Below are 19,617 nucleotides of genomic sequence, written 5' to 3'. Positions count from 1 at the left end.
TCAGCTCATTATAGTTAAAAAGTAAATAAAGTAAATTTAATTATAAATAAAAGAATTTATAGTTAAATTTACTTTATTTATTTTTATTCAAAATTTAGAAAGGGAGATATTATGAACATTGGAGAGCGAATTCAAGAATTTCTAAAGTCAAAAAACAAGGAATTTGAAATAACAAGAAAATTAGTAGATAAAGACTTCGCTATAAAGTTTGGAGCTATATCAATGACTTTAGTAATATTAATAACTAATTTAATAGTAGAGTATCTTACTAAATTACCTAATTTGTTTTTAGGTGGAGATAAACCTAGTATATTTGGATTTCTTAATTTAACTTACATAGTTAAGTTATTTCCACTTTATTTAATTATAATTGCTATATTTTCAGCATTATATATAAAGTTAATTTTAGATATTAAAAAGTCTTTCAATGAAATAGCTGATGGACAAAAGGGAACAGCAAGATTTGCTACAAGAGAAGAAATAGCAAGTCAATATAGAGCTGTACCTATTAAAGATGAAGGATTTAAAGGCAAAGGGGGAGTACCGATTGCTAGAGGGTATCATTTCTATAAAGATAATTACGGTAACACAAAAGAAGAAGAAGTAATGTACATAGATGATAGTTCAGTAAACAACATTATAATCGGTACAACTCGTAGTGGTAAGGGTGAAACTTTTGTTGTACCTACTATAGACATATATTCAAGGGCAGAGGAAAAACCTTCAATGGTAATTAACGATCCAAAGGGAGAGTTGATTGCAATGAGTAAAGAAACACTTGAAACAAGAGGATATGAAGTACTTTTATTAAACTTAACTGATCCAATGAACTCAATGAGTTATAATCCGTTAGAGCTTATAATTCAAGCATATAAAAATGAGGAATTTGGAGAAGCACAGCTTTTATGTCAGACATTGACTTACTCAATTTTTAATGATCCAAATACAAAAGATGCTTTTTGGCAAAATACAGCAATGAGTTTAACAAATGCCTTAATTTTAGCATTGTGTGAAAAGTATATTCCTATAAATAAGGAAGAAAAAATAACTATGTATACAGTAGCAAATATGCTTACGGAATTAGGAACTGTATATACAGATTTTAATGGAGCAGAGAGATATAAAATAGATGATTACTTCAATGAGTTACCTATTACATCAGTTGCTAAGATGCAATATGCTACAACTCAATTTGCTAAGTCAAATACAAAAGGAAGTATATTAGTATCAGCTATGAATAAACTTTCTATGTTCACATTTGAAAAAATAGCAAAAATGACAAGCAAAAATTCATTTGATTTAAAAGATATAGGTTTTATAAATAAAGAAAATGATAAGCCAAAAGCTATATTTATGGCAACACCCGACTATGATAAATCAATTCATGTTATGGCTAGTATATTTGTTAGACAAGCATATTATGTATTAGCAAAAAATGCAACTTTATCAAGAACTGGTAAATGTGAAAGAGAAGTAGTTTTTCTACTTGATGAATTTGGTAATATGCCACCGATTGAAGGATTAGATAATATAATAACTGTTTGTTTAGGGAGAGGAATAAGATTTAACCTTGTAATTCAAGCATTTAATCAAATAAAAACTCTTTATGGAGAACAGGCTTCAACGATTGAAGGAAACTGTGGTAATCAAATTTATTTACTTACTACAGATGAAGAAACATCTGAAAAGTTTTCTAAGTTAATTGGAGAACAAACAATTGTAAGTCATTCTCGAAGTGGAGAAATGTACTCACTTGGGAAGAGCCATACAGAGAATTTAGATGGAAGAAGATTATTAAAATCAGATGAAGTAAGGCGATTAAAAGAAGGAGAAACAGTTGTTGTCAGAGGTATAAAAAGAAGTGATAATTTTGGAAATAAAATAGTACCTAATCCTATCTTTAATGAAGGTGAATATAGAATGAAATATAGATATGAGTATTTATATGATAAATTTGATAATTCTAAGGCATTTATAGATGTAAAGGTAGAATGTTTACACAAAGATATAGATTATGAAAAGTTAGCTTTTTCTTATCAAGATGAAGAAGAAATTAAATCTCCTGTAGAAATTAAATTAGAAGAAGATCTTATTAATAAAGTTACAGAAAAAACTTTATTAGAGTCAGAAAAAAAATCTTTAATAGACTATTTAAACAGGTTAAATATAATTGGGGAAGATGAAGAAGAAATCATATTAAATTCAGATACAGTATATGAAATATACTCACAAGTTGATGAAGATATAGTTGAAAAAATAAAATTATTTTTCCCAAAATAAATACATTAGTGAGGTAAAAGATGAATGAAAATCAGATAATAGATATTTTAAGCAATTCAGATATTTTTACATTAGTTTCATTCCCAAACTATGTATTAAGGTCAATTGGTTGGGGAATTATTAAATCTTTAGCTTTTTTATCTAACAACATTGAAAAAGTAGTAAACCGGATTTATTCGCTAAATGGTTTTTTTTCAAGTTCACAGGTTGATAATCTAATACATAGTTTATTCCCTATCGCATGGGGGATTCTAGCAATTGCAATACTTTTTTTAGGCTTTAAAATAATGTTTAATAGAGATTTTAAGTTAAATGGATTAGTTAAAAACTCTATAATTTCTGTAAGTATAGTTATGCTACTTCCACTTGGTATGAGTCAATTATCTAAAATAACTAACTCGGCTATAAGTAGCTTAAAATCAGAATACAACTTATCAGCAGATAAAATTATTAAAGATAATATATATGATTTATATTACTTAGATTCTTTAGATTTCAAGACTAAAAATAAAAATAATATGCCCTCAAATTTAGTTAATTATATTGATATTAATGAGGAAATTGACGAAGGAACAGTAAAAAACAAAGAGGTATTTAAATCAAAGATTTCAGCAGATAAAAACGGTAAAAAAGTTAAAGTTGATTTAAAGAATGGACTATTTGATATGTTCCCCGAAAATTATTATAGATATAACTTTAGTTTTTGGACTATGGTTATATCTTTAGGCTGTACAACAATAACTTTATTATGTACAGCTATTAAAATTGCAAGGATTATATTTGAACTAGGATTTGTAAAGTTATTTGGAATCTTATACTCTTTTTCAGATATATCAACAGGTCAAAAGAACAAAGAAATAATAAGATGTATAGTTACTAATTTTGTAATTTTATTTGTAATATCAGTTTTATTAAAAATGTATTTATTATTTAGTGCATGGACTGTAGAATCGGGAGAAGGGATTGCACAGTTAATCTTATTAATAGGTGGTTCAATAGCTGTTATAGATGGTCCAAATGTTGTTGAAAGAATACTTGGAATAGATAGTGGAGTAAAAAGTGGTTGGAGTGTATTTACTGGAGCTTATGCGGGAGCTAGTATTTTATCTAAAACAAGTCAAGGTATATCAAAAGCAATGGAGAGTGCTGTAAATGGTATAGCAAGTGTTGGTAGTGGTGCTGTAGGTATGTACAATGGATTTAAAGAAGGTATGAAGCCACTAGAAGAACAGATGAATGATAAAGATAAACCTTCAAGTAATTTAGATGGATTTAAAGAACAAACTAGCTTACATGATGAAATGAAATCGCAATCTAACAATGATAATGAGTTTACAGATGCTAGTCAAGGAGATAGTGAAGCACTTAATAATATAAATGCTAATTCAAATTCAGATAATGATATAGATAATAACTTAAAATCAGATAACAATTTAGATATGAAACAAGATACTGAAAATAATTTATCTTCAAATATAGATGCTAATAATACATCTTCTAAAAACTCAAATCAAATATTAGATAATGAGATTAATAAACATAATGCAAGTGAAGGTAAAGGTAATATAAATTTAGATAATAATATTTCAGCTAGTGAAAATAATAAAGCTGATAATTCATTAGAAAATGGAATGGCAAATATAACAGATGCTCTTACGGATAATAGTACATTAGAAAATGAAATGGGAAGTATGATAGATGCTCCTATAGATAATAGTACATTAGGAAATGAAATGGGAAGTATGATAGATGCTCCTATAGATAATAGTACATTAGGAAATGAAATGGGAAGTATGATAGATGCTCCTATAGATGCTAGTACATTAGGAAATGAAATAGGAAGTATGGTAGATACCCCTATAGATACTAATACATTAGGAAGTACAATAGATACTCCTATAAATAATGGCTCTATAGAAAAAGATATGAGTAACTCAAACTTTAATATAGGTACAGGAAATGAATCTCAAAATATAAATAATAATACAAGTTCACCTAATGTAAGTAATTCAAATATAGATGTACAACCAAATCAAGTTGAAAAAATTAAATCTCCTGTAGAGCATAGAACACTATCAGAGCATTTAAAAAATAATATGCAAACTAACCCAACAGTAAGAAATATGCAACAAAGTTATGATATAGGAAAAAATACAGGAATGAAAATGGCTAGTTTAATAAGAAATAGAAAAAATAAAAAGAAAGATAAATAGAATTTATTAAAGATAGATAGTTTAAAACTGTCTATCTTTTTTATTGGTAAAACTTAAATATATAGGAGAAAAAAGATATGGTAAGAAGTAAGAAGAATAAAATAGGATCATTAGTAATGGTAGGAGCTATAATAGCAGCGAATACTTCCTCTATTTATGCAAATAGCAATAATATAGTTAAAAATGAAAATTTAATACCTATACTAGAGAAGACTAATATATTAAAAGGTAATGGTATGGATCAATTTTTAAAGGGATGTGAAACAAAAGATGGAGGATATATAGCTTGTGGATTTTCATCTTCTAAAAATTTAGGATTTGGACATAAAGGGGAAGGTGATGCAATATTAGTCAAATATGATGAAAAGGGAAATCAAGAATGGTTTAAAACTTTTGGAACTACAGGAGGAGATGAGTTTAGAGATATAAAACAAACAAAAGATGGAGGGTATATAGCCGTTGGAGAGTTAGACAAAAAATGTTTATTAGCCAAATATGATGAAAAGGGAAATCAAGAATGGTTTAAAACTTTTGGAAATAGTCGTAAAAATTCATTACAATCGGTAAAACAAACAAAAGATGGAGGATACATAGTAACAGGGTATTCTGACGATAAAAATTTAGGATTTCCAAATAAAGGTGGATGTGATGCAATAATAGTCAAGTATGATGAAAAAGGAAATCAAAAGTGGATTAATTCTTTTGGAAATAGTGAGTCTGATTACTATGAATGTGTAATAGAAACCAAAGAAGGTGATTACATAGCAGTTGGATATACAGATAATTATAAAAAAGGAAAGAGATATGATGGAATAATAGCAAAGTATAATGAAAAAGGAAATCAAGAATGGCTTAAATCTTTTGAAGGTAATGGAGGAGATATACTAAATACTATAATAGAAACAAAAGATGGTGGATTTATAGTTGGTGGAGAATCTGATTCTAAAGATATAGGGATTGAATTAAAAGGGGATAAAGATGCAGTATTAATAAAATATGATAAACAAGGAAATCAAGAATGGCTTAAATCTTTTGGAGGTAATGACTATGATAGCTTTCAAGGTATTTATGAAACTTTAGATGGGAATTATATGATTGTAGGAAGATCTTCATCAGATGATATAGGATGCAACATAATTGAAGATGCAGGAATAATTGTAAAGACAGATAGTAAAGGTAATGCAAAATATGCTACAGGCATAGACAATAAGGCTTTTAGATCAATAAGTAGATTAAATGATGGTAGATTTGCTGTATCAGGAACAGAATGGAAAACATGGGGTGCTGATGTTTTCTATTTTAGAGAAGGGATCGAAAATAAAAAACCTTCTATAAATCTTAAAGAAGAATATAAAGATAAGATTGAAATAGAAAAAGGTAAAACGGATACTGATTTTTTAAGATTTGTAACAGCGACAGATCAAGAAGATGGAGATATATCTAAAAATATTAAAGTAGATACTTCAAAGTTAGATGTAAATAAAGAAGGTGAATATACTATAACATATAGTGTTGCTGATAGCGAGGGAGCTACTACTACTTTAGATGCTAATGTTAAAGTTGTTAGAGTTAATAAAAAGCCTTTTATAGCTCTTAAAAAAGAATATAAAGATAAGATTGAAATAGAAAAAGGTAAAACTAATACTGACTTTTTAAGCTTTGTAACAGCGACAGATCAAGAAGATGGAGATATATCTAAAGATATTAAAGTAGATACTTCAAAGTTAAATGTAAATAAAGAAGGTGAATATATTATAACTTATAGTGTTGCTGATAGCGAGGGAGCTACTACTACTTTAGATGCCAATGTTAAAGTTATTAAATCAAAGGAGCTAATTGGAGAAGCACCTTCTATAAATGCAAGTGATAAAGTAATTAAAGTAGGAAGTAATTTCTATCCATTTAGAGGTATAACAGCAAATGATAAAGAAGATGGAGATATAACAGGATTTATTAAATTAAAATATAATGAGTTAGATACTGAAAAAGTAGGAGATTATAAGATAGTTTATACGGTAACTGACAAGGATAATAATACAGTAGAAAAGAGTATAAATGTAAAGGTTAAAGATTTTGGAGAAAAGCCTGTAATAAATGCTCCAGACATAACATTAGAAAAAGGACAAGCATTTAATCAAATGGAAAATATAACAGCTACAGATAAAGAGGATGGAGATATATCTAAGAATATTAAAGTTATAGCAAATAATGTGGATGTTAATATACCTGGGAATTATATTGTAGAATATTCAGTAAAAGATAGAGATGATAATATTTCAAAACATACAAGAAATGTAGTAATAAAAGAAATTGATGGGCTACCTACAATAAAAGCTAAAAATTTAAAAGTAGCTCAAGGATCAGCAATTGATTTATTTAAAGATATAACAGCTACGGATCAGAATGGAAATGATATAAGTTCTTCAATAAAAATAGAAAAATTAGACTTAAATATAAATGAAAAAGGTTTATACCATGTTATTTATAGTGCAAATGATAAGGATGGAAATATTGGAACAAGAGCTGTTACAATTAAAGTTGTTACACCTCCACAAATCATAGCAGAAGATTTAATTATTCCTGTAAATAACGAAACCTTAGAAACAAAACCTGTTAAAGAAGAAAAAATTGCATCAAAATTCCTTAAACTTTTAGCAATAAACAATGTTTCATATGCAGAAGACAATACTAAATCAAATAAAGGTTTTGATCCTTTAAACTATGCTACAGCTAAAGATTCAGAGGATGGAGATATATCAGATGAATTAGAAGTTGTTTCATCTAATGTGAATCCTAATAAAACAGGTACATATACTGTAAAATATGCTGTAACAAATAGTAATAATATAAAGAATGAAAAAGATATAGCAGTTAAAGTCGTTAATCCTAATGATACGTATAAAGGAACTACTGATAAATCTAGTACAGATGATAATAAAGGAACTACTGATAAATCTAGTACAGATGATAATAAGGGAACTACTGATAAGCCTAGTACAGATGGCAATAAAGGAACTACTAATAAACCTAGTATAAATGATAATGAATATATTGCTGATAAACCTAGTACAGATGGCAATAAAGAAACTAATGATAGACCTAGTATAGATGATAATAAAGGAATTACTAATAAGCCTAGTGTAGATAGTAATAAAGGAACTACTAATAAATTAAGTAATGTTAAAAATTCTAATAAAGAGATCAATAAAGTTTCTAATGATAATTCAAGTACAAAAAACCCAAAAACAGGGGATGAAGGCATTTTTGCATCATGTATAACTGTTATTTTATCAGCAACTTTACTAATTTTAAGAAGAAGAAAAGCTAAAGTAAAATAGTAATTTTTAAGTAATAAATAAAAAGCATTTAAGGTATGTTGTATATATCTTAAATGCTTTTTAAATGAATAGAAATATATTATGAGTGGAGAAAAATTAATAAAAAGGTGAAAGAAAAAAGATTTAAGAAGAAAGATAGATTAAGCCAATATGATACTAATGTAAATATGAATTTGAATGGGGATTATGTTAATTTCATATTAACTTTTGTTAAAAAATAATGAAGTTTTACCTAGTAGGAAAAACTATTTTAAATTTAAATATGAAAGGAAATTATAAAATGATATTTATTATTCCTAAAGAAATCGCTAGTGAAAATAAATTATGGAAAAGTATATATATAAAAGATTTTGTAGCAATTATAGGTACTTTATTTTTTGCTTGGATAACAAGTGCTTCAATATATAAAGGCTTGGTACTTTTTTATTATATATTCTTATTAAGTATTTGCATTATTTTAATAAGTAAAAGCACTAAGAATCCAAATAAAAGAGTTTGGCAATCAGTTGCAATTTTATTTATGAGAAGTAACCGTACTTATCATTCTATAAATTTTGAGGTGAGAGATAATGTTCAAGAGTAAAGACAGCGAAAAGCAAAGGTTAAAGGAAGAAAGGAAAGCTTTAAAAAAGGAATTAAAAGAGTTAAATAAATCTATTATAGATATATTTCCAATAATTGATGAAGAAGAAGGCTTTTTTAAAACTACATATGGATATATGAATATATATCAGATTCAAAGTAAGGAAGTATATTCATTAAATGATGATGAAAAAGAAAAGCATATTTGCGACTTTTCTAACTTCCTAAGACTTTATGCAGAAGATATGAAAATAATTTGTATGCAATTTCCTGTTAATACTTATCTTCAACAAGAAAATATAAGAAAAAAATTAGCTAATACATCTAATCCTATGTTTAAGCATTTTTTAAATCAGAAACTTAGAGAGTTAGTGTTTTTAGAAAAACATAGATATAATAAAGAATTTTTTATAATGATCTTTGCAAAGGACTTAAAAGACATACAGGAAAAAGAGCATTTTTTATTTAGACTTAGTAATGAAAGTATTCCAATAAGCTATATAGATTATGAAAAGAAAATTAAGATATTATTTAAACTTAGCAATCAAAATTCAAAAATATAATGAAAGGAGCAATAAAAATGTTATTTAAGAAAAAAGAAATTAATCAAATAGATTTTAACCCTAAATTAGTAAGTAAAATACAAGCACAAGGTGGAGTAAAGTTTGATGAAAGGATTATACAAAAAGGAGATGGCTTTGAAACAGTAGTACATTTATACGATTATAAACCACAAGTTCATCCTTTTTGGCTTATCCAATTAACATCTATGAAGAATGTAATAACAACTATAGATATAGGTACAGAAAAGAAACGAACAGCTCTTAAACAGATAAATAAATCTCTTATAGAACAAAGAAATAGGTATAGAGAAGAAACTAATGAGGTTAATATAATAGAAGCTCAAAGTACTTATAATAACTTACATAATTTAGCTGATAGAATAACAAACTCGGGAGAAGTTATTAAATTAGTGCATATAAGATATTATATTTCAGCAAAAACAAGACATGATGTAGAGTCAAGGGTAAAGGAATTATTAGATGATTTAGAAAATATGGGGTACAGAGCCACAATCTGCTTAAATGAACAGGAATATGAGTGGCAATCACTTTTTAATGGATATATGGAGCAAATAAAATTTAAAAATAAAAGAACAGGAAAAGCAATACCTTCTACCTCATTAGGTGGAGGGTATTTTTTCCATTTTACACAATTAAATGATCCTACAGGAGTATTCTTAGGAACTACTTCAACAGGTGGAAATATGTTATTTGATCTATTTACTAAGACAAATAAAAGAAAGTCTTACAATGCTGTTATAGTGGGTATGATGGGAGCTGGGAAATCTACACTATTAAAAAAATTAGTAGAAGATAATGCAATACAAGACCAAACGATAAGAATACTTGATATAGTTGGAGAGTTTAAAGACCTTGTAAGAGCTTTAGGGGGTAGAAATGTATCTTTAGATGGTACAGATGGTATGATAAATCCATTACAAATACTTGCTACCATAGTAAATGATGTAACATATGAGGTTAATCATGAGCAGTCTTATACAGTCCATTTGGCGAAAGTAAGTACTATGTATAGATTCTTAAATCCGTCTTGTTCTAATGAAGAGCAAAGAGAATTTGATAAAATACTTGATGAATTTTATGTACATTGTAATATAGAAAAGCATAGAGCCTGTGATTATGAAGTTACACAGTACCCAACAATGAGTATGTTTTTAAATTATATAAAATCTATTTTATATTCAGATGTAGCATCAGAAACTCTTAATGAAAGAATTTCTATAGCAAGACGAGAAAGACTTGATAGTATTTTATTAAATATTGAAAGTATTGTAAGAGATTATCCTAAACTATTTGATGGACATTCTACTGTAAAAGATATAACTAATGAGCCTATAGTGTCTTTTGATTTAAGAAACCTTACACAGTTTGATAATAGAATTTTTAATGCACAAATATTTAATATTTTATCGTTACTTTGGAATAACTCATTAGTTCAAGGTAGAAAAGAAAAAGATTTATTTGATAGAAAAATACAAACTTTTGATGAATGTAAAAAATTCCTAATACTTATAGATGAAGCACATAGAATTATAAACTCAAATAATCCTACAGCAGTAGAGTATTTAACAGGCTTTCAAAGGGAAGCAAGAAAATATTTTGGTGGATTAGTTTTTGCAACACAAAGTATAAGGGATGTCGCTCCAGCTAACCTAAATAGCGAAATGTTTGAAAAAATTAAAACTATGTTTGATTTAACACAGTATAAATTTATAATGCAACAGGATAGTAATGCTATAGAAACTTTAGAAAGAGTATTTAGTGGTCAATTATCAGAAAGTGAGCTTACATCTATTCCTAAACTAGAGCAAGGACAATGTATATTATCTATAAATGGACTTGGTAATATCTCTTTTAATGTTGAGGTAAGTTCAGAAGAATTAGATTTATTTAAAGGTGGAGCATAGGATTGGAGATTAATAATAATGGATAAAAATAGAAAGAAAAATTTAAAAATATATTTAGTTTTTTTAATTAGTTTTTTAATATTTTCAATCTATGGATTTATAAAATTTAATGGAAATGCTAAAGAAAAAATTAATAACTCTAAATCAATAGAATGTAATTTAGATAATAAAACTGATAATGAAAATGAAAATAAACCTATTGAAAAAGTCGGAAGTGAATATAAAAATAAATCTATAGATATAGTTAAAAGATTTTTGAAATCATATCATTTGATAGAAAGTACAAAGCCTATAAATGAATTTGAAAAGGCAAAGGATATAGTAGCAGAACAGCTTTACTTAGAGTTAGAGCAAGAGGTAATAGGTAATACTTCTGTTCCAAATAAAGGCTTAATTTATAGGACTATAGAGAGTATGAAAGTATATGATTACTCTTTTGATGATGAAAGTAAGGAGATACATGTTAAAGCAGACGTTTATTCTAATTGGTTAAATGAAAATAAGAAAATATCTGCAAAAAATGAATTAACAAAGTATGATTTTTTAATAACTAATTTTAGTGGTGATTGGAAGATTTCTCAAATTACTACAGAAATATATTAGGTGATATTATGGTGAGTCAAGCACTTCAAAATAAATCAAATGGAAGTAATACATTTAAAAGGATAAATACAATTAAGTTAATTATAAAGATGATAATTTCTACAAATTTATCATCTTTATTTTTTATTTTTGTTTTTATATCGGGATTAATGATGTTCATTGGGGCAAGTTCTTCTTCAAATACAGTAACAGGAGAATTTGCTAATGGCTCATTAAGTGGTGTACCCGAAGCATTTATTCCATATTATAATGAAGCATCAGAGATATATAAAATTCCTAATTGGGTTTTAGCAGCTATCACAAAACAAGAAAGTAATTTTAATCCTAATGATTCTTATGGTGGAGCTTACGGTCTTATGCAAGTTCAAAAATATGACTCGGGATGTGGTGAAGATTTATGGCAATACTTAATGAACTTAGGGTTAGCAGATATATATAAAAAGTCTGGCTATTCTTTTTCTAGTTCAGAGGATATGTGGAGAATATATTTAAAAGACCCAAGGGCACAAGTAATAGGTGGATCATATGAGATAAGATATTATGCAAATTATGTTTTATATAAGCAAAATAAAGTTAAGAAACTTGATTATAACAATAGTGAAAATATGAAATTAATTAATTGGCAAGCTAGTCCAAATGATTGCGAATTTAAAGATACTTTAAGAAGAATTTTTGCTTGTTATAATGGTGGACCACGATATGGAATGAATGTAAATTTAGATAAAGCGAGGTTTAATTATCCAAATAATGTTTTTGGATATGCTATGGAGTTTAGAAGCACAGCTTTAGTTGGAAATATTGTTAAAGGAGATAATACTACAATTGAAAAAGCAATTCAAACTGGTATGCCCCTTGTAGGAAGATGCCCTTATGTTTGGGGTGGTGGTAGAACACAATCAGATATAGATAAAAGACGTTTTGATTGTAGCTCTTTTGTTCATTGGTGTTATGCTAGTGCAGGCATAAATTTAGGAGATTTTCATTCAGTAGTTACAGATAGTTTAGTTACATTGGGAACGAAAATAGACCCTAAAAATATGCGAAGGGGAGATATAATTTTCTTTAATACTTATAAATATAATGGTCATGTTGCTATATATTTAGGTGGCAATCAATTCCTTCATTGTGGCTCTAGTCGAGGTGTAGAAATAAGTAAACTAGATAGTCCTTATTGGACTAAAGTTTTCAATGGAAATGTAAGAAGGGTTGTACAATGATTTAAAAATTTATAAAAAAATAATTGAAAGTTTATATAAAAGTTTAACTTTTAAAAGGAGATTTTTTTAAGAATGTTAAAGGATCATATAGGAAAAATAGTAAATATTTTATCAGAAAAACTGAAAACTAATAAGTCTATATTTTATTATGTTGTTCCGATTATTTCTGTATTAGGATTATTATTTTTTATTAATTCAAAGGCTATGTTTAGTAATAGTGGAGATATGAAAATTAGAAGTACTCCTTTAAATGAAATACAAATTACAAACTCTTTACATGCAAAAATATTAAGTAGAAAATATAATCCAATAACAAAAACTGTTGAGTTTATTATTTATACAGAAGACTCAAATAATATAGATAAAAAAGATTTAAAATTTGAATTGAGAGAACAAGAAAGTCCAAATGTGGTTATCCCTACTAGGTATCAAAAAATAGATGCTAATTACTATGTAATTCTTGCTAATGTAAAGAAAAATTGGAATGTACTTTCTTTATCATTTGGATATGAAAGTGCTGATAATTCATCTATGAATGAAGATTTAGAAGATATAGATATAGACAATTTAGATACCTCTACAAAGGACAAAAAATCTCTAGTTTCTGTTGTTAGAATTTATTCAGATGCTAATGATATTAAAAGTAGTTCTTTCTTAACAGAGAAGAAAAAAAGTAAATATATTTCAGAAATTATGGATTTAGAAATTGATTTTATTAATAAAGATATAGATAAATTAAATAAAAAAATTGAGGAAGATAATTCAAAAATGGAAGATGCAGAAAGTAAGATAGTAGAACTTAAAAATGATATAAGATACCAAACTGAAAGTGAAAAAAATACTACAGAAGCAAATATAACTAAACTAAAAAATCTTATAAGTTCTACAAGGGATTTAGGAGAAAAAAGAGTAGATAGAGTAAAGGAACTTAAAGAAAAGATTAATAAATTAGAACAGAAAAAAATGGATTTTGGAGTATAAAATTTCCCCCTAAAGGGGGTATTTTTTTGGATGCAATTTGGATGCAATTTTGGATGCAATTTTGGATGCAATTTAAATTTTTAATGGGGACATGATTTTTTAAGATAAAATTAGAATATTACTGGGCTTTGCCCAGGATATCACTTCATGTGATATCAAAAATTCCTTATGCTCTTTTTTTTGAAGTACTCAAAAAAAATATAAAAAATATTTTCGCATTTTAAAATATTTTTTGAGTAATCTTCTTAAAGTTTTTTATGAAAGTAGGTGTAAATATGAATATACTTATTAGGAATGTTGACAAGCACATATCAAATAAAATAGATAATTTATCAAAACAAGAAGGTTATAAATCTAGGAATGAATTTCTAGCTAAAAAAATAGAAGATATAGCCTTTCAAAATGAAAAGAATCAATTAGAAAAAGAATATCTTAATGTAATGAACTTATTAACTGAAGCAATTAAAAATCATACAAATATACTTGGCTCTTTCATGGATCAGTTTGTCATAGATGCAGAAGAAGCCTACAACATAAATTTAAATTATAATGATATAAAAAATAAACTAAAAAAAGAAAGTATTAATTTACATCTTGAAGAAGAAACATCAGAAATTAAAGTTAGAGGACTACCTATTAATGTAATTACTAGAATAGATGAAATGTCCAAAGAAAGAAATATCTCTAGGAATGATTTTTTAATTAAGTATTTAAGTCAATTAACATATTCAAGTTCCGTTAAGTTGGTGAATGAAAAATATGAATATACAATTGAAAAAGTACTAGGACTTTTAGATTTTTCTAATAGAGTTCTAGCACTCTTTCACGAAGAAAATTATATAGACATATCAGATTTTTATGAAGGAGATAATCTATAAATATGAAAAGAAAAAGAACATTTTATTTAAGTGATGATGATGTTAAATACATTGAAGATTATAAAGAAGAACATAATTTACCATCAAAGAATATTGCTTTTAGTGAAATCCTTAATGAACACAAAGTCAAATCTGAACTACCTATGCAAACTATGTATGAGTTTATAGCTAAAAAGGTATCAGAGGAATTAGAATCCACTTTAAAAGATGCTATAACAAATACATTAAAACCACAACTAAACTCTTTAAAATTTGCTACAAATTCTACTAATAAAGATACTCAAATTCTCTTAGAACTTTTAAATGGTATCTACTATAAAGAAAGTTACGGTGCTATCCCTACTATTGATAGCCTTCCTACAATGGCTTATGAAATGTCTAAAGAGTATGTTGAAGGTAAGATTAAAAATAAGCACTATAAAAATAGTAATACTCTTGATTAATTATGAGTGGTGTTAATCAATCCCCAGGAGTAGTTGTTGTATCTAAGTTTATATCTTTTAATTCAAAAACTTTTAGTTCTTATATAGATTACATGGATAGAGAGGAAGCTAAAAGAAATAAATCTTTTAATAGATATTCCCTATATAATGATTATATGGGGAATCCTAAAAAGACTACAGGATTATTTAATAAAGATACAGATTTAATGAGCGATAATGAAAAATTAGATGCAAAGGAGCTGTTTGTTAAAGCTCAAAAAAATAAAAGTATTTTGTGGCAAGATGTATTTAGTTTTGATAATAAGTGGTTAGAAAAACAAGGACTTTATAATCCTAGAACTAAGGAGCTTGATGAAAAAAAAGTTAAAGATGCTGTTAGGAAGTCCATTGGATTTGCTGTTGAAAAAAAATGTATTGCTGAAACTTGTGTATGGAATGGAGCTATACATTTTAATACGGATAATATACATGTTCATGTGGCAATATGTGAGCCTAACCCTACTATTCAAAGAGGAAAAAGAACTCAAAAAACTCTGGATATTATGAAAAGTAAATTTGTAAATGAACTTTTAGACTCTAGAGAAAATTTCTTAGATATTAATAATATAATAAGAAAAGATATTGTAGATAGTAAAAAAAATTCTAAGATAAAAGAAGATAAAAAGTTAAAAGAATTAACTAGAAATGTTATTAGAAATTTACCAAAAGATAAAAGGCATTGGCACTATGGATATAATACTATGAATGATGCTAAAAAATACCTTGATGAAATGACAAAGTATTATATAGATACTTATAAGAAAGATGAATTTAAAGAGTTAATTTTAAAACTAGATAAACAAGAGGATGTATTCAAGGAAACTTATGGAGTTGGTCAGAGAAGCAAATTTAAAGACTATAAAGAGAATAAAATTGATGAACTATATAAACGTATGGGTAATGCTTTTTTAACAGAAATAAAGGCTTATATAAAGCGAGAAGATGAACTTGATAAGATTGTTAATCAGAAAAAAATTAATAAACTATATTCTAATAAAAGTAGTAAACTTATAATTAGTAAAAAGGAACTTAAAAATATAGAAAAAGCTCTATCAAATGAATTTGATAGTATTAAAAACATGGACTATTACCAAAGGTTACAATATAAAATTGATAATGGTATTAATATATAAAATCAAATGAAAAGAGGTAATTTTTATGAATGAAGATTTCATAACATCAGATATTCCTAAAGCATTTATTGATAAAATAGGAAAGGATTATGTAATCATAAAAGATATTGATAGTAAAGAAGAAATGGAAATTGAGGTTGAAGAAGGTCTTGCTGAATACTTTAAAAATGAATTTCCAAATGGTGAGGTTATCTATGTACTTTACGATAAAGAGAATAAAAAATTAATATTATAAATTATTTTTTGACTTATTTAATTATGATATAATAAATAATAGGAATTGAAATCTATAGAGTGGTGTTCCAAAACTTCTATCCTACTTCTTAAAGGAAGGAGGTGAGAAGTATGGAACTAAAGATAATCGTTGGTGCTTTAAGCACTATATGTCTTGGTCTTTTGACTAATTACATATACGATAAATTAAAAAACCACTCTAGTCGCCCAACTAAGAGTGGTTTTGAGCTTGACATAAAAATCAAGTTCAATAGAAAACATTAATATTCTTCAACTAATAGGAATATCACTCTACTGCGAAATAGATTCAATTCCTTTTTATATTTATATTATATCACAATCTACAAGACTTTAAACCTAATTTTTGAGAGAGATAAAACGATCAGTTTTATCTCTTTTTTAATTTTATAAAAAATGGAGTTGATATTTTATGAAAATGAATGAAAAAATGATTAATGATACAGTTAATACGGTTGTATCTTCTGTCAAATTCTTGTGTGAAAATGACTTAACTTATCTGCAACTTGATAGAAAGTTAAATGCTTTAAATGAAAAAATGGATACACTTCAAACTTTAGTTGTATATAGTGATGATGATAAATTTACTAAGACTGTCTGTGCCATGCAACTTGTAACTGATAATTTAAATGATGAATTTAGAAAAGGTCTTGGAACTACTTTTTCAAATGAATTTAGAGATAGACAATTAGATTTTCTTAGAAATATATCTTCATCTTTTGATGTAGAATTAAAAGATATAAGCAATATACCTTCAATAGCTGAAAGTAAAAAAGAAATAGAAAAAGAGTATAAAAAGAAAGTAAATAACACTAAAAAGGAATATAAAAAAGAAACTGTTAAAGAAACTGTAGATGATATTATAAAGCAAACAAATGAAAAACTTGATAGTTACTTTAACGATCCCGAAGATATGAAAGAATACTTAAAATATATGTCTAAGTTTTATAAGTATTCGATCGGAAATTGTAGTTTGATTGAAAAACAATTTGAGGGTGCTGAAGCTGTTGGCTCTTTTAAATTTTGGAAGGATAATGGCTTTTCAGTAAATAAAGGAGAAAAAGGAATACAAATATTAGTACCTACTCCAATTAAAAAGTTTATAGATGCAACAGGAGAGGAAAGATATTTCTTTACAGCAACTAAAGAAGAAAAGGAGAAAATAAAAAAGGGAGAATTAGAAGAAGCTCCTAGTGGAATTACTTATAAAAAAGGTTATGTATTTGATATAAGTCAAACAAATGCAACAGCAGATGATTTACCTAAGTTATTTCCAAATAAATGGCTTGAAGGAGAAATAAAAGATTACGATAAATTTTATAATGCTATGGAAAATGTTGCTGATGCTATAGGAGTAAAAATTATACCTCCTAAGCAAGAGTTAGGAGTTGTTAAGGGTGTAAGTTATACATTGACTAGAGAAGTTGCTTTAAATCCTCGTAATAGTCAATTACAGAATGTAAAAACACTTTTACATGAATTAGCACATGCAAAATTACATACAGCTACAACTCACTCTAACTATACTAAACAAGAAAAAGAGTTCCAAGCCGAGATGACAGCATTTACTATTTGCTCTTACTTTAATATGGATACTAGCGAATATTCTCTTAAATATTTAGATAATTACACAAAAAATACTGACATAAGAGAAAAGAAAAAACTTTTAAATGAAATTAAAGATACTTCTAAAGAATTTATTGAAATTATAGAAAATACTTTAGCTAAAGATATAGAAATAACTAAGGATATAACTAATGATTCCGATTTAGATAATGTTACTAATGCTTCAAATACTATAGATGATACACAAGTTGTTGCAGATGTTGAAAAGCCTGTAGAGCCTAAAGAACAAATATATGTTAAAATTTTATGGTCTGAAAATAAATATTTAGATGATGATTCAATTTTCACATTTGATGCGGCTAATGATATATTTGATACATTAACAGAAATTAATAAAGCTAATAAAAAGATGTTTCCAAATGATTATATAGGTTATGACAAAACAAAATTTGAACTACACTTTAACAAAGAGTGTACAGATAAGTTTTATACAGGTCGATTTGATATTGGAGATGGCTTTGCTAATGATTTAAAAGAGCATATATATAAGTCTGTAGATATTCCCGAGCCATATATGAAAATTTCAGAAAAGCAAAAAGAAATTTTATTTGATATTCTTGAAATTAATCCTAAAGACTATGCAAAATCTAAAAATAAAGAGATGGATTATAGTCTATAAAAAATACAGCAGATGTAATACATCTGTTATTTTAATACAAATAAATAATATTAAATACATATTAAAAAGCCTTATAACAGGTGTATAACACTTGTTATAAGGCTTTTTTTATATCTATCTAGCCAACTATATTTAATAAATCCTCTTAATACAGTAACCATTAATTAACACCTTTTACTTCATAAAAGGTTTATAAATTCAATAATCTAAAAACTCATTTATAAAAAAAGGCGAGTTAATACTCATCTTTTTAATCTTAAAAAATACAGAAATATAAAAAGGTGATATATTATATGATAAGAAGTAATATTTATTTGATGTGAAAAGTTAATGAATAACAATTTAAAAGCTTAGATATATTAGCTCAAATAGATCATGTAAATAACATTCTAAAAGAAGGTTAAACATTAACTTCATTAAAAAAAAATAAGTATATCAAGTAAAACTATAGGTAAGAACTTCTGTAAGGGAATATTTTTTAATTAAATAAATTGGAGGAGATTATGAGTTATCAAAGTGAAGCACAATTAGAAGAAAATTTAATTAAACAACTTGTAAACCAAGGTTTTAATAGAGTAACAATAACTGATGAAAAACAACTAAAAAATAACTTTAGAAATGAGTTGTTTGAACATAACAAATCTAAACTTAACAATGAACCATTCACAGACAAAGAATTTGAAAGAATACTTAGGCACATAGAAGGAAAAAGTGTATTTCAAAGTGCAATGGTTTTAAGAGATAAATTTATTCTAGAAAGAGAAGATGGTAGTGAAGTATATATAGAATTCTTTGACACTCAAAACTGGTGCAAAAACAGATTTCAAGTAACTAATCAAACAACAGTCGTTGGAAAGTATACAAACCGTTATGATGTTACATTACTTATAAATGGACTACCACTTGTTCAAATAGAATTAAAACG

16 protein-coding genes are annotated in these 19,617 nt (G+C 26.6%); all 16 read left to right on the top strand.

Going from position 1 to position 19,617, the window contains the following annotated elements:
• The first annotated feature begins 111 nt into the window (after nt 1-111).
• Complete coding sequence (locus tag I2H23_RS13210) at nt 112-2,280, top strand: VirD4-like conjugal transfer protein, CD1115 family (RefSeq protein WP_195581745.1); 2,169 nt, start codon at nt 112-114, stop codon at nt 2,278-2,280.
• A 20-nt stretch (nt 2,281-2,300) separates the two neighbouring features.
• Nucleotides 2,301-4,493: a pLS20_p028 family conjugation system transmembrane protein gene (locus I2H23_RS13205; RefSeq protein WP_195581744.1), complete on the top strand. Its 2,193-nt coding sequence runs from the start codon at nt 2,301-2,303 to the stop codon at nt 4,491-4,493.
• 77 nt (nt 4,494-4,570) lie between these two features.
• Entirely contained in the window at nt 4,571-7,831 is a 3,261-nt protein-coding gene (locus I2H23_RS13200) for an immunoglobulin-like domain-containing protein (RefSeq protein WP_195581743.1), read from the top strand.
• 262 nt (nt 7,832-8,093) lie between these two features.
• On the top strand, nt 8,094-8,414 hold the full coding sequence (locus tag I2H23_RS13195; protein ID WP_195581742.1) for a DUF5592 family protein: 321 nt from the start codon (nt 8,094-8,096) through the stop codon (nt 8,412-8,414).
• Nucleotides 8,401-8,976: a DUF5320 domain-containing protein gene (locus I2H23_RS13190; protein ID WP_195581741.1), complete on the top strand. Its 576-nt coding sequence runs from the start codon at nt 8,401-8,403 to the stop codon at nt 8,974-8,976. Before I2H23_RS13195 ends, I2H23_RS13190 begins: the two co-directional genes overlap by 14 nt.
• 17 nt (nt 8,977-8,993) lie before the next feature.
• On the top strand, nt 8,994-10,901 hold the full coding sequence (locus I2H23_RS13185) for a VirB4 family type IV secretion system protein (RefSeq protein ID WP_195581740.1): 1,908 nt from the start codon (nt 8,994-8,996) through the stop codon (nt 10,899-10,901).
• Between the two features lie 18 nt (nt 10,902-10,919).
• Nucleotides 10,920-11,504: a hypothetical protein gene (locus tag I2H23_RS13180; RefSeq protein ID WP_195581739.1), complete on the top strand. Its 585-nt coding sequence runs from the start codon at nt 10,920-10,922 to the stop codon at nt 11,502-11,504.
• Between the two features lie 8 nt (nt 11,505-11,512).
• Entirely contained in the window at nt 11,513-12,721 is a 1,209-nt protein-coding gene (locus I2H23_RS13175) for a C40 family peptidase (protein ID WP_243248303.1), read from the top strand.
• A gap of 72 nt (nt 12,722-12,793) precedes the next feature.
• A complete protein-coding gene (locus I2H23_RS13170; RefSeq protein WP_195581738.1) occupies nt 12,794-13,702 on the top strand; it encodes a coiled-coil domain-containing protein in 909 nt (302 codons plus the stop codon).
• A gap of 275 nt (nt 13,703-13,977) precedes the next feature.
• Nucleotides 13,978-14,580 carry a hypothetical protein gene (locus tag I2H23_RS13165; RefSeq protein WP_195581737.1) on the top strand — a complete coding sequence of 201 codons (603 nt, stop codon included), beginning with the start codon at nt 13,978-13,980 and terminating at the stop codon, nt 14,578-14,580.
• 2 nt (nt 14,581-14,582) lie between these two features.
• Entirely contained in the window at nt 14,583-15,023 is a 441-nt protein-coding gene (locus tag I2H23_RS13160; RefSeq protein WP_195581736.1) for a hypothetical protein, read from the top strand.
• 2 nt (nt 15,024-15,025) lie between these two features.
• Complete coding sequence (gene mobP2 / locus I2H23_RS13155) at nt 15,026-16,195, top strand: MobP2 family relaxase (RefSeq protein ID WP_195581735.1); 1,170 nt, start codon at nt 15,026-15,028, stop codon at nt 16,193-16,195.
• Between the two features lie 25 nt (nt 16,196-16,220).
• Nucleotides 16,221-16,430, top strand: a complete 210-nt coding sequence (locus I2H23_RS13150; protein WP_195581734.1) for a hypothetical protein — start codon at nt 16,221-16,223, stop codon at nt 16,428-16,430.
• Nucleotides 16,431-16,540: 110 nt separating this feature from the next.
• On the top strand, nt 16,541-16,693 hold the full coding sequence (locus I2H23_RS13145; RefSeq protein ID WP_195238764.1) for a hypothetical protein: 153 nt from the start codon (nt 16,541-16,543) through the stop codon (nt 16,691-16,693).
• 166 nt (nt 16,694-16,859) lie between these two features.
• Complete coding sequence (locus tag I2H23_RS13140) at nt 16,860-18,692, top strand: LPD25 domain-containing protein (RefSeq protein ID WP_195581733.1); 1,833 nt, start codon at nt 16,860-16,862, stop codon at nt 18,690-18,692.
• A gap of 503 nt (nt 18,693-19,195) precedes the next feature.
• The coding region (locus I2H23_RS13135) for a type I restriction endonuclease (protein WP_195581732.1) at nt 19,196-19,617 on the top strand (422 nt) is incomplete at its 3' end.

The sequence above is a fragment of the Romboutsia sp. BSD2780061687b_171204_C1 genome, assembly GCF_015560225.1.
GTDB classification, from domain to species: domain Bacteria; phylum Bacillota; class Clostridia; order Peptostreptococcales; family Peptostreptococcaceae; genus Romboutsia_C; species Romboutsia_C hominis.
Note: the sequence above shows the minus strand (reverse complement) of the source record. Positions and strands in the feature narration are given on the sequence as shown.

What these genes read in the sequence shown, in the direction of transcription:
- I2H23_RS13190 (WP_195581741.1), top strand. Translation starts at nt 8,401, where the DNA reads ATGTTCAAGAGTAAAGACAGCGAAAAGCAAAGGTTAAAGGAAGAAAGG.
- I2H23_RS13210 (WP_195581745.1), top strand. Translation starts at nt 112, where the DNA reads ATGAACATTGGAGAGCGAATTCAAGAATTTCTAAAGTCAAAAAACAAG.
- I2H23_RS13140 (WP_195581733.1), top strand. Translation starts at nt 16,860, where the DNA reads ATGAAAATGAATGAAAAAATGATTAATGATACAGTTAATACGGTTGTA.
- I2H23_RS13175 (WP_243248303.1), top strand. Translation starts at nt 11,513, where the DNA reads ATGGTGAGTCAAGCACTTCAAAATAAATCAAATGGAAGTAATACATTT.
- I2H23_RS13145 (WP_195238764.1), top strand. Translation starts at nt 16,541, where the DNA reads ATGGAACTAAAGATAATCGTTGGTGCTTTAAGCACTATATGTCTTGGT.
- I2H23_RS13160 (WP_195581736.1), top strand. Translation starts at nt 14,583, where the DNA reads ATGAAAAGAAAAAGAACATTTTATTTAAGTGATGATGATGTTAAATAC.
- I2H23_RS13180 (WP_195581739.1), top strand. Translation starts at nt 10,920, where the DNA reads ATGGATAAAAATAGAAAGAAAAATTTAAAAATATATTTAGTTTTTTTA.
- I2H23_RS13205 (WP_195581744.1), top strand. Translation starts at nt 2,301, where the DNA reads ATGAATGAAAATCAGATAATAGATATTTTAAGCAATTCAGATATTTTT.
- I2H23_RS13185 (WP_195581740.1), top strand. Translation starts at nt 8,994, where the DNA reads ATGTTATTTAAGAAAAAAGAAATTAATCAAATAGATTTTAACCCTAAA.
- I2H23_RS13200 (WP_195581743.1), top strand. Translation starts at nt 4,571, where the DNA reads ATGGTAAGAAGTAAGAAGAATAAAATAGGATCATTAGTAATGGTAGGA.
- mobP2 (WP_195581735.1), top strand. Translation starts at nt 15,026, where the DNA reads ATGAGTGGTGTTAATCAATCCCCAGGAGTAGTTGTTGTATCTAAGTTT.
- I2H23_RS13170 (WP_195581738.1), top strand. Translation starts at nt 12,794, where the DNA reads ATGTTAAAGGATCATATAGGAAAAATAGTAAATATTTTATCAGAAAAA.
- I2H23_RS13150 (WP_195581734.1), top strand. Translation starts at nt 16,221, where the DNA reads ATGAATGAAGATTTCATAACATCAGATATTCCTAAAGCATTTATTGAT.
- I2H23_RS13165 (WP_195581737.1), top strand. Translation starts at nt 13,978, where the DNA reads ATGAATATACTTATTAGGAATGTTGACAAGCACATATCAAATAAAATA.
- I2H23_RS13195 (WP_195581742.1), top strand. Translation starts at nt 8,094, where the DNA reads ATGAAAGGAAATTATAAAATGATATTTATTATTCCTAAAGAAATCGCT.